This window comes from Duganella sp. Leaf126 (assembly GCF_001423125.1).
In the GTDB taxonomy this organism is placed as follows: domain Bacteria; phylum Pseudomonadota; class Gammaproteobacteria; order Burkholderiales; family Burkholderiaceae_D; genus Rugamonas.
Window position 1 is genome coordinate 49,257 of the sequence record NZ_LMNW01000023.1, and the last position, 14,162, is coordinate 63,418.

General features: G+C 67.1%; 10 protein-coding genes. 2 read left to right on the forward strand and 8 right to left on the reverse strand.

Annotated features, from left to right (window positions below):
* Positions 1–38: 38 nt before the first annotated feature.
* The 7 genes from ASF61_RS11460 to ASF61_RS11490 all read right to left on the reverse strand — a co-directional run bounded on the left by ASF61_RS11460 (position 39) and on the right by ASF61_RS11490 (position 7,502).
* Entirely contained in the window at positions 39–425 is a 387-nt protein-coding gene (locus ASF61_RS11460) for a GtrA family protein (RefSeq protein WP_229205812.1), read from the reverse strand.
* A 43-nt stretch (positions 426–468) separates the two neighbouring features.
* Complete coding sequence (locus ASF61_RS11465) at positions 469–1,431, reverse strand: xylanase (protein ID WP_056155691.1); 963 nt, start codon at positions 1,429–1,431, stop codon at positions 469–471.
* The gene (locus tag ASF61_RS11470) at positions 1,431–2,483 is read right to left on the reverse strand and encodes a bifunctional UDP-4-keto-pentose/UDP-xylose synthase (RefSeq protein WP_056155696.1); all 1,053 of its coding nucleotides are present in this window, start codon (positions 2,481–2,483) and stop codon (positions 1,431–1,433) included. The genes ASF61_RS11465 and ASF61_RS11470 overlap by 1 nt, the downstream gene beginning before the upstream one ends.
* 35 nt (positions 2,484–2,518) lie before the next feature.
* Positions 2,519–3,430 carry a formyltransferase gene (locus ASF61_RS11475; RefSeq protein ID WP_056155699.1) on the reverse strand — a complete coding sequence of 304 codons (912 nt, stop codon included), beginning with the start codon at positions 3,428–3,430 and terminating at the stop codon, positions 2,519–2,521.
* A complete protein-coding gene (locus tag ASF61_RS11480; RefSeq protein ID WP_056155702.1) occupies positions 3,427–4,446 on the reverse strand; it encodes a glycosyltransferase in 1,020 nt (339 codons plus the stop codon). The genes ASF61_RS11475 and ASF61_RS11480 overlap by 4 nt, the downstream gene beginning before the upstream one ends.
* 126 nt (positions 4,447–4,572) lie before the next feature.
* Complete coding sequence (locus tag ASF61_RS11485; protein ID WP_082491530.1) at positions 4,573–6,354, reverse strand: glycosyltransferase family 39 protein; 1,782 nt, start codon at positions 6,352–6,354, stop codon at positions 4,573–4,575.
* On the reverse strand, positions 6,351–7,502 hold the full coding sequence (locus tag ASF61_RS11490) for a DegT/DnrJ/EryC1/StrS aminotransferase family protein (protein WP_056155705.1): 1,152 nt from the start codon (positions 7,500–7,502) through the stop codon (positions 6,351–6,353). The genes ASF61_RS11485 and ASF61_RS11490 overlap by 4 nt, the downstream gene beginning before the upstream one ends.
* 267 nt (positions 7,503–7,769) lie before the next feature.
* Here ASF61_RS11490 and ASF61_RS11495 point away from each other — a divergent pair, with 267 nt between their 5' ends.
* Positions 7,770–8,909 (forward strand): glutathione-independent formaldehyde dehydrogenase, encoded by a 1,140-nt coding sequence (locus tag ASF61_RS11495; RefSeq protein WP_056155709.1) that lies wholly within the window; start codon positions 7,770–7,772, stop codon positions 8,907–8,909.
* A gap of 311 nt (positions 8,910–9,220) precedes the next feature.
* Positions 9,221–10,960, forward strand: coding sequence for an ABC transporter ATP-binding protein/permease (locus ASF61_RS11500; protein ID WP_156369565.1), 1,740 nt, complete (start codon positions 9,221–9,223; stop codon positions 10,958–10,960).
* Between the two features lie 16 nt (positions 10,961–10,976).
* On the opposite strand, the gene ASF61_RS11505 is transcribed toward ASF61_RS11500, so the two are convergent.
* Positions 10,977–14,093, reverse strand: a complete 3,117-nt coding sequence (locus ASF61_RS11505) for a multidrug efflux RND transporter permease subunit (protein ID WP_056155715.1) — start codon at positions 14,091–14,093, stop codon at positions 10,977–10,979.
* Between the last annotated feature and the right edge of the window lie 69 nt (positions 14,094–14,162).

Consider the following 14,162-nt stretch of genomic DNA (forward strand, 5'->3'; position numbering starts at 1 on the left):
CGTGCGCCAGCGGGCCAGCGTGACCGCTTCTGACCGGCCTAGGTGCCGGCGCGGAACGCCCACCAGCGGCTGCCGCAGAAGTTCCACAGCAGGACCACGGCCGAAGCGAGCAGCTGCGCCGGCCAGTAGTGCCAGCCGGCGCCATGCACCAGCGCCAGCATCAGCAGCGCGTTCCAGCACCAGCCCACGCCCAGCAAGGCGAAATAGCGGCTGGCGGCGCGCCACTGCGGCGCGCGGCTGGCAAAGGTGAAAAAATAATTGAGCACGTAGTTGACCACCGAGCCGAGCACGTAGCCGGTGCCGGACGCGATGGCCGCATCGGCGCCGAAGCGCTCGACGCCGATCCACAGCGACAGGTATTGCACGGCCGTGCCGGACGCGCCGACCAGGGTAAAGCGCAGGAACTGCGCGAGCGCCGGCGGCACTAGCGGCCTCCCCTTCGCTGCCATCGAGCGCAGGTACGGGCCGTCATGGCGCCCCGCCCTGCATGATCACGCGGCCCGAGCGCCCCGGCAGTTCGCCCCAGCCGAGCGGCACCACCGGCAGCGCGTCTAGCCGGTCCTGGTCGTCGATGCGCCGGTAATGGTCGGCCATGGCGCCGAGCTGATAGCCCTGGTCGCGCCAGCCGGCCAGCAGCTGCGCGAACACGGGCGCCAGCTTCTGGCCTTCAAGTTCGGCGTGCAGCGTGTAGACGTGGTCGCGCTGCTGCGCGGTCAGCGCCAGCAGGTGGGCGGCGACATTGTGCACCGTGATCAGCGTGCTGTCGATCTCGCGTCCCAGCAGTTCGTCCAGCGTGGGCAGCGTGGTGGGCAGCTGCACGCAGCGCAGCGGCGCGCCATCGACGCTGATGCGGTGCGGCCCGCTGGCCGGGTCGCGCAGCGCGCCGCGCGCGTCGAGCGGCGCCCGGCCGTCGGACGCATAGCGGTACCCGGCCGTGTCGTGTTCGGCCATGGCGGCGGCATTCATCTGCCAGCCGGCAGCGCCGTGGGTGGCGGCCGGCGTGCCGAAAATGTCGGCATAGCGCAGCGCGGCGCGGCGCATCAGGTCGCGCGTCCAGTCGGCGCCGCGCAAGGCGACGTTATCCTGCCACAGCACGTGGTCCCAGGTATGGATGCCGCACTCGAAGCCGGCGTCGCGCACCGCGCGCATGGCAGCGGCGCACCGTTTGCCGATGTCGGGACCGGGCAGCAGGGTGCCGTACATCAGCGTCTTTAAGCCATAGTGTTCGATCACCGAGGTGCGCGCCACCTTGCTGAAAAAGCCGGGCCGCAGCACGCGCCGCAGGGCCCATCCGGTATGGTCGGGGCCCAGCGAAAACAGGAAGGTGGCGTTGGCCTGGTGCGCCTGCAGCATGCGCACCAGATTGCCCACGCCCAGCTCGGTGCCGCGCAGGGTGTCGACATCGATCTTCAGCGTCAGGATCGGGCGCATCAATCGATCAGCGCCTGCGCCTGGTTGAGCTGGCCGCGATAGGCGTCGAAGATGTGACGCAGCGCGTCGCCCATGCCCGTGCGCGGCGCCCAGCCCAGTTCCTCGATGGTGTTGCTGATCTTCGGTACGCGGTTCTGCACGTCCTGGTAGCCGGCGCCGTAATAGGCGCTGGCCGTGGTGTCGACGATCGCGACCTTGCGCGCGGCCGGCGCATACTCGGGATAGTCGGCCGCCAGCTTGAGCATCATCTGCGCCAGCTCGCGGATCGAGAAATTGTTGTCGGGGTTGCCGATGTTGTAGATCTTGCCGCTGGCGACGCCGCCTTCATTGGCGATGATGCGCATCAGGGCGTCGATGCCGTCGTCGATATACGTGAACGCGCGTTTCTGCCCGCCGCCATCGACCAGCGAGATCGGCTCGCCGCGCACGATGTGGCCGAAGAACTGGGTCACCACCCGCGACGAACCTTCCTTGGCGGTGTGGATCGAATCGAGGCCGTCGCCGATCCAGTTGAACGGGCGGAACAGCGTGAAGTTCAGGCCTTCCATGCCGTAGGCCCAGATCACCCGGTCCATCAGCTGCTTGGCGTTGGAATAGATCCAGCGCGGCTTGTTGATCGGACCGCAGACCAGGTCGGAGTGCTCGGGATCGAACTGGTCGTCCTGGCACATGCCGTAGACCTCCGACGTCGACGGGAACACCAGGTGCTTGCCGTACTTGGCGGCTGCGCGCACGATGGGCAGGTTGGCCTCGAAATCGAGCTCGAACACGCGCAGCGGCTGCTTCACGTAGGTGGCAGGCGTGGCGATCGCCACCAGCGGCAGGATCACGTCGCATTTCTTGACGTGGTACTCGATCCACTCCTTGTTGATCGTGATGTCGCCTTCGTAGAAATGCAGCCGCGCGCGGTAGGCCTCGTTGTCGAGCAGACCGGCAATGCGGTCGGTATGCATGTCCATGCCGTAGACATGCCAGTCGGTGGTATCGAGTATGCGCCGCGACAGGTGGTGGCCGATAAAACCGTTGATGCCAAGGATAAGGACTTTTTTCATGATTCTTCTCGTTCGATTCAGGGAAAGGACAGACTTCAGGACAACAACTTCTCAAGCATTTCGGCGCTGACATCGGTATCGCCGTCGCGCAGGGCGGCAATCGCCAGCATGCGGCCGTCGCCGCACACGCCGACGATGGCGCCGTCGAGCACGGCCAGGCCCGGTGCCAGGCCCGGCGCCGGCGCCGGATGCAGGCGCGCGTGCACCAGGGTCAGCACACGGTCGCCGATGCGGGTAAAGGCGCCCGGGTACGGCGGCGCCACCGCGCGGTGCAGGTTGTACACGGTCTGCGCATCGCGCTGCCAGTCGATCAGGCCATCGGCCGGCGTGCGGCCACCGAAGTAGCTGCCCAGCCGCAGGTCGTTCGCGCGGCGCGGCGCGCTGCCGTCCAGCAGCGCCGGCAGCACCGACCACAGCGTCTGTTCGGCTGCCACCGTCACCTTGCCGAAGACCTGGTGGGCGGTATCGTCGGGCAGGATGGGGACGGCGGTCTGCGCCACGATGGCGCCGGCGTCGGGCTTGACCGTCATCTCGTGCAGCGTGGCGCCGGTCTGCGTGGCGCCGTGCAGCACGGCCCAGTTGACCGGCGCGCGGCCGCGAAACTGCGGCAGCAGCGAGCCATGCATGTTGTAGGCCGGCGCCACCGCCAGCACGCTGGCCGGCAGCATGCGCCGGTAATAAAAGCTGAAGATCAGGTCGGGGCGCGCAGCCTGGACCGCCGCCAGCAGCGCCGGATCGCCCGGGTCTGCATACACGGCCACCGGCAGGCCATGCTCGCGGCACAGCGCGCGCACCGAGCCGTACCAGATGTTCTCCTGGCTGTCGTCGTCATGGGTGAGCACCAGCGCCACCTCGACACCGCCCGCCAGCAACACCTGCAGGCAGCGCACGCCCACGTCGTGGTAGGCGAAGACGACCGCGCGCCGGCGCAACGTCGGCGCGCTCATCGCGCCACCTCGCGCGGATCCTTGGGCAGGCCCACCAGCGTCGGCTGCGCGGCCGCGGTGCCGGTGTTGAGCGCCGCCTCGTCTTCGAGCACGGTCTGCACCACCCAGCGCGGGCGCGCCCGCACCTGCTGGTAGATGCGGCCGATGTACTCGCCGAGCAGGCCGATGCCGAACAGGATCACGCCCATCAGGAAGAACACCAGCGCGAACAGGGTGAACACGCCTTCCGCCTCGGCACCGAGCAGCAGGCGCCGCGCCAGCAGCACCGCCACCAGCAGGCCGGCGCCGGCCGACAGCGCCATGCCCAGCATCGAAAACATCTGCAGCGGCACCAGCGAGAACCCCGTCACCAGGTCGAAATTGAGCCGCACCAGGCTGTAGAGCGAATACTTCGATTCCCCGGCCGCGCGTTCCTCGTGCTCGACCACCACCTCGACCGGGCTGCGGGCAAAGGTATAGGCGAGCGCCGGCACGAAGGTATTCACTTCGGCGCACTGGTTGACCAGGTCGATGACGTTGCGGCCATAGGCGCGCAGCATATTGCCCTGGTCGGTGATGCGGATGCTGGTGATCCGTTCGCGCAGCCGGTTCATGGTCTTGGAGGCGATCGTGCGCCAGGCCGAATCCTGGCGCGCGCGCCGGATCGAGCCCACGTAGTCGTGGCCTTCGCGCGCCAGCGCCACCAGCTTGCCGATTTCCTCGGGCGGGTTTTGCAGGTCGGCGTCGAGCGTGACCATGATCTGGCCGCGCGCGGCGGCAAAGCCGGCCAGGATGGCCATGTGCTGGCCGTAGTTGCCGTTGAAGACGATCACGCGCGTGACGTCGGGCCGCTGGCGGAACTGCGCCGCCAGCAGCGCCACCGACTGGTCGCGGCTGCCATCGTTGACGAACAGGATTTCGTAGGTAGCGTTGATCCCGGTCACCAGCGCGTCGAGCGCCGGATACAGGCGCGCAAACAGGGCGGGCAAACCGTTCTGCTCGTTGTACACGGGGATAATGATGGACAATTCAGGCATGATGCGCTCCTGCCTTCGCTGCGCGCGCACGGTCGCCGCTGCGCTTGCCTGGCTTAATGTTGTTGCTGCCGGTTCTGCTGCTATTGCTGCTATTGCTGCTATTGCTGCTATTGCTGCTATTGCTGATCATGGTTGCTGTCTCATGGTCTGGGGTTGCACTAACTGGTTCGACACGACGATGCGGCGCTGGTCGCGCGCCACCACGCGCATGGCCACGCCCTGCTGCTGCAGGTCGGCATAGCGCCCGGGGCTGACGATGGCCAGGTCGGCCACGCCGGCGCCGGCATCGCGCCGCCAGGCGGCGATGAAATCCTCGAACCGGGGCAGCGAGCGGTGCGGCTCCTGTTCCAGTCCGAACGTGAATTCGTCCCAGTAATCGACCAGGATCACCGGACGGCGCAGGTAGAACGTCAGCGACTGTTCATAGGTGCCCACCGAATACACCGTGGTGGCGGGCGTGATTTCGGCCGTGATGGCCGGCAGCAGGTCGATGCCGGCGCGGTCGCGGCCGAACACCTCGAAGCCGGCCAGCAGCAGGTGGGTGGCCACGAAGCCGGACACGGCGATGGCCAGCACGCCCGCTTCGCTGCGCTTCTTGTGCGCCAGCGCGCACGCTGCGGCGCCACCGGTCAGCAAAATGCACCCGGCCGCCAGCACCCACGGCTGGTAGTCGCGCAATTTCTGCAGCTCGGCAGCGTGGCGGGCGGTGCCATGGATGGCCAGCGGCATCGCTGCCGCCAGCAAGCCACCTATCAGGCACAGCAGGCCGCTACCCACCAGTTGCTGGCGCCGGCCGACCGTGTCGAGCGCCACGGCAGTCAGCAGCGCCAGTGCCGGAAACACCGGCACGATGTAGCCGGGCAGCTTGGAACTGGAGGCGCTGAAAAACACCATGATGAACACCAGCCAGATCAGCAGCAGCAGCCGCGGCTGGAACCGTGGTTTGCGCGCGCCCTGCTGGCGCCGCCCGGCCAGCAGGCTTTGCGGCAGGAAGCCCAGCCAGGGCAACATGCCCGGCAGCAGCAGCACGAGGAAGTAATACCAGGCGCCTTCGCGCCGGTGGCCGGGCGTCAGGAAGCGCTCGAAATGTTCGTGGATGAAGAAGAAGTACGGCTGCTCGGGATTGCGCTGGGCAACCAGCACGAACCACGGCGCGGCAATGGCGAAGAACAGCAGCAAGCCCTTGCCCAGGTGCAGCCGCTGCCAGATGCGCCAGTCGCGGCTGGCCAGCGTGTACAGCACCAGCACGGCGCCGGGCAGGACGATGCCGACCAGCCCCTTGGTCAGCATGGCCAGCGCCATCGCGGCCCAGGTGACCAGCATCCAGTTGCGCCGCTCTGCCGCGCTTGCCGCATCGCGCTGGGCGATCAGGAGGCCGGCCAGGCTGGCGGTCATCATGGCCGCCAGGCTCATGTCCAGCGAGTTGATCTGGCCGGCAGCGACCCAGTACAGGCTCGACGCCAGCACCAGTCCCGCATACCAGCCTGTCCGTGGCGAAAACACCGTGCGGCCGGCCCACGCCGTCATCAGCACGCCGAAGATGCCGCACACGCCCGTCCACAGGCGCGCCTGCCACTCGCCGAGTCCGAACACGCTGTAGGTCAGCGCATTCATCCACGCCTGCAGCGGCGGCTTCTCGAAATACTTGATGCCGTTCAGGCGCGTGGTGATCCAGTCGCCGCTGGCGAACATCTCGCGGCCGATTTCGGCATAGCGGCCCTCGTCCGGCGGCACCAGCGTGCGCACGCCGAGCGCATACAGGGTCACCACGATGAACAGTCCGAGCAGCACCCACAGCAGGCGCCGCGACCGGTGCAGCGCGGCGTCTGCAACCGGGACCGGGCCCGGGGCCGGAACCGGGGCCCCGGTGGGCAGCGCGGACTGCCGTGGATGGAGCGCCGCTGTCATCGCTGGGCACCGGCGCTGCCGAGGATGGCCTTGACGGCAGTGGCCACCCGCTCGACATCGGCGTGGATCATGTCGTTAAACATGGGCAGCGTGACTGTCAGGCGGCCCACCCGTTCCGCGACCGGGAACATGCCCTCGCCGAAGCCGCGCGCACGATACAGGCTGAGCAGGTGTATCGCCGCGTAATGGAAACCGGTGCCGATCTGCTGCGCCGCCATCGCTTCCATGAAAGCCGCGCGCGTGCCCGGGCCACGGTCCGGCAGGACGATCTGGAACAGATGCCAGTTGCTGTGCTCGAAATCGGCAAGCGGCAACTGGGCGCCGGTGACCGCCTCGAAATCGGCGCCGAGGCAGGTGAAATAATGCCGCGCCAGCGCGCGCCGGTGGGCGGTGAACGACGCGATCTGCGCCAACTGGCCGAGGCCGATGGCGGCCATGATGTCGCTCATGTTGTGTTTGCCGCCCAGCACATCGACATCGATGCCATCGATGCCGCTGCGGGTGACACCCTGCAGCCGGTACTTGGCGGCCAGCGCGGCCTCCTCGGCATTGTTGAGCACCAGGCAGCCGCCCTCGCCCGTGGTCAGATTCTTATTGGCCTGAAAACTGAACGACACCAGGTCGCCGAATTCGCCGATGTGGCGGCCGCGCCAGCGCGATCCGAACGCCTGGGCGGCGTCTTCCAGCACCCGCAAGCCGTGGCGCGCGGCGATCTCGTACAGGCGGTCCATGTCCACCGGCAGTCCCGACAGGTGCACCGGCAGCAGCATGCGCGTGCGCGGCGTGATGGCCGCTTCCAGCCGGTCGAGGTCGATATTGCGCGTGACCGGGTCGATATCGGCAAACACCGGCGTGGCGCCCACGGCCAGGATCACGTTGGCAGTGGCCGGCCACGAGATCGGCGTGGTGATCACTTCGTCGCCGGGACCGATGCCGGCCACTCGCAGCGCAATTTCCATGGTGCTGGTGCCGGAATTGAAGGTCAGCACCGGACGGCCGCCGACATACTCGGACAGCCTGGCCTCGAACGACTTTACCTGCGGACCGCTGGTGATCCAGCCGGAGCGCAGCACGTCGGCCACGGCCGCGATGGTTGCCTCGTCGATGACGGGGCGGGAAAAAGGCAGGAAAGTGCGCGCTGGTGTCATCGAGGGTCGGCCGATTTGGCGAGTGGAAAAATTGCAGTGTGCCGCAGCGGGCGTTAAAACTGCGTTAAGCCGCCGCTAGGAAATAATTTTTGCGCAATAGCATGAAGCGAGGCTTGTAGTGACTGCCTGTCTCGCCGCGCCGATCACGCACTTTTAGTCTGCACTGTTAGTGCACTAACAGTGCATGGGCGCGCTGCGGCGCACACTGGATTTTCTGTCAACGTCATGTCGACACCCACCGCCACCTCCGCCCAAGCAAAGGAAGCCATGAAAGCACTTGTCTACAACGGTCCCTGCGATGTCCAGGTCAAGCAAGTCCCCGACGCGAAAATCGTCAAGCCCACCGACGTGCTGGTGCGCATCACCACCACCAATATCTGCGGGTCCGACCTGCACATGTACGAAGGCCGCACCAGCATGGAAACCGGGCGCATCCTCGGCCACGAAAACCTCGGCGAAGTGATCGAGGTCGGCAACGCCGTGTACCGCGTCAAGGTCGGCGACATGGTCTGCCTGCCGTTTAACATCGGCTGCGGCTTCTGCGAAAATTGCGAGCGCGGCTATTCCGGCTTCTGCCTGACCGCCAATCCCGGCACGGCCGGCGCGGCGTACGGGTTCGCCGGCATGGGGCCTTACAGCGGCGGCCAGGCCGAACTGCTGCGGGTGCCGTTCGCCGATTACAACTGCCTGGTGCTGCCCGAGGATGCCAAGGAAAAAGAAAACGATTACGTGATGCTTTCCGACATCCTGCCCACCGGCTACCACGCCACCGAGCTGGCCGGCGTCAAGCCGGGCGAGACGGTCGTGATCTACGGCGCCGGCCCGGTCGGCCTGATGGCCACGATGTCGGCCTTCATCAAGGGCGCCAGCCAGGTCTTCGTTGTCGATGAACACAAGGACCGCCTGGCGCTGGCCGAAAAGCTGGGCGCGGTCGGCATCAGCGACATCGGTGAGGCCGGCGTGCAGCAGGTGCTGGACTTGACCGACGGCAAGGGCACCGACCGCGGCTGCGAATGCGTCGGTTACCAGTGCTGCGACCGCCACGGCAAGGAAGTGCCGAATCTCACCATGAACAACCTGGTCAAGGCGGTCAAGCCCACCGGCGGCATCGGCGTGGTCGGCGTGTTCCTGCCCGAAGATCCGGGCGCTAAGGACGACCTGGCCAAGGAAGGCAAGCTCGCTTTCGATTTCGGTAATTTCTGGTTCAAGGGACAAAAGATCGGCACCGGCCAGGCCAACGTCAAGCACTACAACCGCCAGCTGGCCAACCTGATCCACGTCGGCAAGGCCAAACCGTCCACCATCATCTCGCACGAGCTGGCGCTGGACGAAGCGCCGAAAGCCTACGACAAGTTCGACAAGCGCGAAAAAGGCTGGACCAAGGTCGTGCTCAAACCGGGTAAATAACCGCGTGCGCTAACGCTCTGATGCCGCTGACGAAGGCCTGCGCTGGTTCGCCACGCAGGCCTTTGTCATTGGTATTCGGCAACGGTGAGCGTAGCCGGCCGGGTCGCCGGACGCTGTGGCGGCTCCGCCATGGGCGCGCACGGTTGCGCTGCTTCTTTGCCAACGTTACTATTTTGACGCTATGATGCAACGCAACAGCCGGTAACTGGACACAAAATTATTTTGACATTCGCATCCCATGGCACGTTTATTTCTGTTAAATCTGCGGCGTTTCCCAGCGCGCCGCCCGGGCAACTGATGGCGGGCGGCCCTTGTCGAACACGTCGCCCCTGAGCGCCGCGCCGGCGCCTTCATCTCCCAAGGAGGCCGGTCGCCCCGGCCTGATGCACCTGTTCGCCCCTTACTGGGGCTCGCGCAAGCGCTGGCGCGCCTGGCTGCTGGTGCTGCTGTGGCTGGCGATCTCGCTCGGCTCGGCGTGGCTGTATGTGCGCGCCAACGAGCTGACCGGCGAGCTGACCGACGCCTTGCTTGCACGCAAGTGGGGTGAGCTGAAAAAAGTGATCTGGCTGACGATCGGTGTCGGCCTGCTGGTCGGTGCGCTGGGCGTGGTGCGCACGGCGCTGATCGACCTGATCGACCTCGACTGGCGTACCTGGCTCAGCAACTATTTCCTGGAACGATGGTTCAGCTCGCACGCCTACTGCGATCTCGATCCCGAAGGCGCGCTCTCGAATGCCGACCAGCACATTGCGGAAGATGTCAGGCTGTTCGCCAATAGCAGCGTGGTCAACATTTCCAACATGATCAACGTGATGGTCAACATCGTGGCCTTCACCATCGTGCTGTGGAACCTGTCCGGCACGCTGACGGTGCCCGTCGGCGACTGGACCGTGCGCATCCCCGGCTACATGGTCTATGTCGCGCTGCTGTACAACTTTGCCTACCTGCTGCTGGTGCACTGGGTCGGCAAGCGCCTGATCGTGCTCGGCATGAAGCGCCAGACCGTCGAGGCGGACTACCGGTACGGCGCCATGCAGGTGCGCGAAAACGCCGTGCAGATCGCCTTCTACGGTGGCGCCGCCAACGAACTGCAGCGCCTGCGCCGCCGCTTCGCCAAGATCCGCGACAACGTGCTGGCCACCGTGGTGCGCAACGCCAAGCTCGAAATGACCCGGACCGTGTACGGCCACCTGTTTGCCGTGCTGCCCACGCTGACCGCACTGCCGCGCTATTTTGCCGGCGAGATCACGATGGGCGGCGTGACCCAGGCCGTGGGCGCCTTCGGCCAGCTCAGCGCATCGCTCGGCTATTTCCAGGAATCGTACAAGAGTTTTGCGATGTGGCTGGCGCTGGCCAACCGGCTGCGCGATTTTTCGTGGGCGATCAACAAGGCCCATGCCCGGCCGAACGGTTTTACGGTGGTGCACGCGCGCCAGGACAGCATCGAGAGCAGCGTGCTGGAGCTGCGCACGCCGCAGGGCGAACCGCTGGCCGACGTGGCGCCGCTGCGCCTGGCGGCAGGCAGCCGCACGCTGGTGCGCGGCCCGTCGGGGACCGGCAAGAGCACCCTGCTGCGCACGCTGGCCGGCCTGTGGCTGCATGGCAGCGGCACGGTGACCCTGCCGGCGGCGGCGCGCATCATGTTCCTGCCCCAGCGCAGCTACCTGCCCAGCGGCACCTTCAAGGCAGCCATGTGCTACCCGCTGATGCCCGACCAGTTCGACGACGCCACCTGCCGCCGCGTGCTGCAGACCTGCGGCCTGGCCGGCCGCATCACGTCGCTCAACACGCGCGACAACTGGCAGCAACTGCTGTCCGGTGGCGAGCAGCAGCGCGTCGCGTTTGCCCGGGTGCTGCTGCAGCGGCCCGACTTCGTCTTCCTCGATGAAGCCACCAGTGCGCTCGACCCGGCCACCGAGGCCAGGCTGTACGAGGCGCTGATCGCCGAGCTGCCCGACAGCGCCATCATCAGCGTTGCCCACCGTACCGCGGTGGCCGACTACCACGACGACATCGTCGAACTGGTGCCCAGCACCGCGCAGGCGGCGTAGCCCGGTCGGGGCGGCGTCACGGCGCTGGCGCCCGGCGCCAGCGTGCTACCGTTTCCGCCGCGCCCAGTACCATGGCAAAAAATACCGGTACCAGCAGCACCGCCAGCACGGTCGCGCTCACCATGCCGCCGAACACGCCGGTGCCGATCGCGTGCTGGGTTTCGGCGCTGGCGCCGGTGGCCAGCATCAGCGGCACCACGCCCAGGCCGAACGCCAGCGACGTCATCAGGATCGGCCGCAGGCGCAGGCGCGCAGCCTGCACAGCCGCATCGGCCAGCCCCAGGCCCTGGTCGCGCAACTGCCGCGCGAATTCGACGATCAGGATGGCGTTCTTGGCCGACAGGCCGATCATCGTGATCATGCCGACCTTGAAAAACACGTCGTTTGCCAGGTCGCGCAGCAGCACCGCCAGCACGGCGCCGATCAGCCCCAGCGGCACCACCAGCATCACCGCGATGGGGATCGACCAGCTCTCGTACAGCGCCGCCAGCACCAGGAACACCACCAGCATCGACAGCGCCAGCAGCATCGGCGCCTGGCTGGCGGCATCGCGTTCCTGCAGCGAGGCGCCGCTCCACTCGAGCGCGAAGCCGGCTGGCAGCTGGGCCGCCAGGCGCTGCATCTCTGCCATCGCGCTGCCCGACGAGGCGCCCGGCGCGGCGGTGCCGGTGATGCGCACGGCCGGATAGCCGTTATAACGGAGCAGCTGCTGCGCCTCGGTCACCCACACCGGCGTGACCAGTTCCGACAAGGCCACCATGCCGCCCGCGCTGTTGCGCACGTACAGTTTCAGCACGTCGTCCACCTGCATGCGCGCCGCCGCGTCGGCCTGGATGATGACCTGCTGCAGGCGGCCGTTGTTGACGAAGTCGTTGACATAGGTCGCGCCCATGGTGCCGGCCAGCGCCTCGCTGACGCTGGCAAACGAGACCCCGAGCGCTTCCGCCTTGACCCGGTCCACCACCAGCCGCACGCTGGTGCCCGGCGGCAGGCCGTCGGCGCGCACGTCGGCCACGATGCCGCTCTCGGCCGCCAGCGCCAGCAGGCGGTCCTGCGCTGCCATCAGCGCCGGAAAGCCGTGGCTGCCCCGGTCGAGCAGGCGCAGGGCGAAGCCGGACGAGTTGCCGAGTTCGTCGATGGCGGGCGGCAGCACGCTGTAGACGCTGCCGTCGCGCACCTTACTCATCGCCGCATCGGCCGCTGCCACCTCGCCAGCGGCCGTGGCGCCGGCGCGCCGGTCCCAGTCCTTGAGCATGGTGAAGGCCATCGCCGCATTGGCGCCGGCGCCGGAAAAGCTGAAGCCGAGGATGGACTGGTTGCTGTCGATCCCGGGCCGGCCGGCAAAGTGGGCTTCGAGCTGCTTGACGATGTCGAGCGTGCGCTCGGTAGTGGCGTCCGACGGCAGCTGGACCGACGTGACGATATAGCCCTGGTCTTCCTCCGGCATGAACGACGAGGGCAGGCTGGCCAGCGCATACGCCAGGGCCGCCACGATCGCCGCGTACAGCGCCATGGCGCGGCCGCTGCGGCGGATCAGGCGCACGACCCACGTGTCGTAGCCGGCGGTCAGCCGCGCGAACTGGCGGTTGAACCAGCCGAAAAACCCGCCCCGGCTGGCATGCTGTCCCGCCGGCACCGGCTTGAGCAGCGTCGCGCACAGGGCCGGCGTCAGCGTCAGCGCCAGCAGCGCGGAAAACAGGATGGCCACCACCATCGACAGCGTAAACTGGCGGTAGATGATGCCGACCGACCCGCTGGCCAGCGCCATCGGGATGAACACGGCGGTGAGCACCAGCGTGATGCCGACGATGGCGCCGGTGATTTCCCGCATCGCCCGCGCCGTCGCGTCCCTCGGCGACAGTCCTTCCGACACCATCAGCCGTTCGACATTCTCGACCACCACGATGGCGTCGTCGACGATGATGCCGATCGCCAGCACCAGGCCGAACATGGTCAGCACATTGACCGAGTAGCCGGCCCACAGCATCACCGCAAACGTCCCGAGCAGGGCGATCGGCGCCACGATGGCCGGTATCAGCGTGTAGCGCACCTGTTGCAGGAACAGGTACATCACCAGGAACACCAGCACCATCGCTTCGAGCAGCGAATAGAGGACTTTTTCGATCGACACCTTGACGAACGGCGCCGTGTCGAACGGTATCGAATAGGTCATGTCCGACGGCAGCGACGGCGCCAGTTCGGCCATGCGGGCGCGCACGGCGTTCGCTGTCCTGACCGCGTTGGCGCCCGGCGTCAGCACCACGGCCGCGCCGGTGGACGTGAGCCCGTTTTCGCGGGTCATGCTGCCGTACGACTGCGCCCCCAGTTCAACCCGGGCCACGTCCGACAGCACCACCTTGGCGCCATCGGGACGGGCGCGCAGGATGATGGCGGCAAACTGTTCGGGGCGGCTCAACTGCCCTTCCACCGTCAGCGGCACGGTCACGCGCTGGCCGGCCAGGATCGGGGCGTCGCCGGCGCGCCCGGGCGCCACCTGCAGGTTTTGCGCAGCGATCGCCGCGCTGACGTCGCCCATCGACAGGTTGTACGACATCAGCCGGACCGGATCGACCCAGATGCGCATCGCGCGCTCGGACCCGAACAGCTGGATCTTGCCGACGCCGTCGATGCGGCGCAGCTCTTCGACGATGTTGCGGGCCATGTAGTCGCTCAGCGCCACCTCGTCGTTGTCGCCGCTCTTCGAGTTCAGGCTGACGATCATCAGAAAGCCCGACGACGCCGATTCGACCGTCAGGCCGTTCTGCCGTACCGCCTGCGGCAGCCGTGCTTCCACCGACTTGATGCGGTTCTGCACATCGACCTGGGCCAGCTCCGGGTCGGTGCCGGGCTTGAAGGTGACCGTGATCGACGCCGACCCGCTGGCGTCGCTGGACGACTCGAAGTACAGCAGGTTCCTGACACTGGACAGTTCCCGCTCGATCAGGCCGATGACGGAATCGCTCATGGTCTGCGGCGTAGCGCCCGGATACGAAGCGGTGATGGTGACGCTGGGCGGCGCAATCGAGGGAAAGCGCGCGATCGGCAGCTGCGGAATCGCGATCAGGCCGGCCAGGATGATGAACAGCGCCACCACCCAGGCGAACACGGGACGGTTGATGAAAAATTGCGGCATATGGTTACTCCCGGTTGACGCGGTGCGCGCCCGGTTGCCGGGTGGTGGCCGGGGACAGCGCCCCGTCTG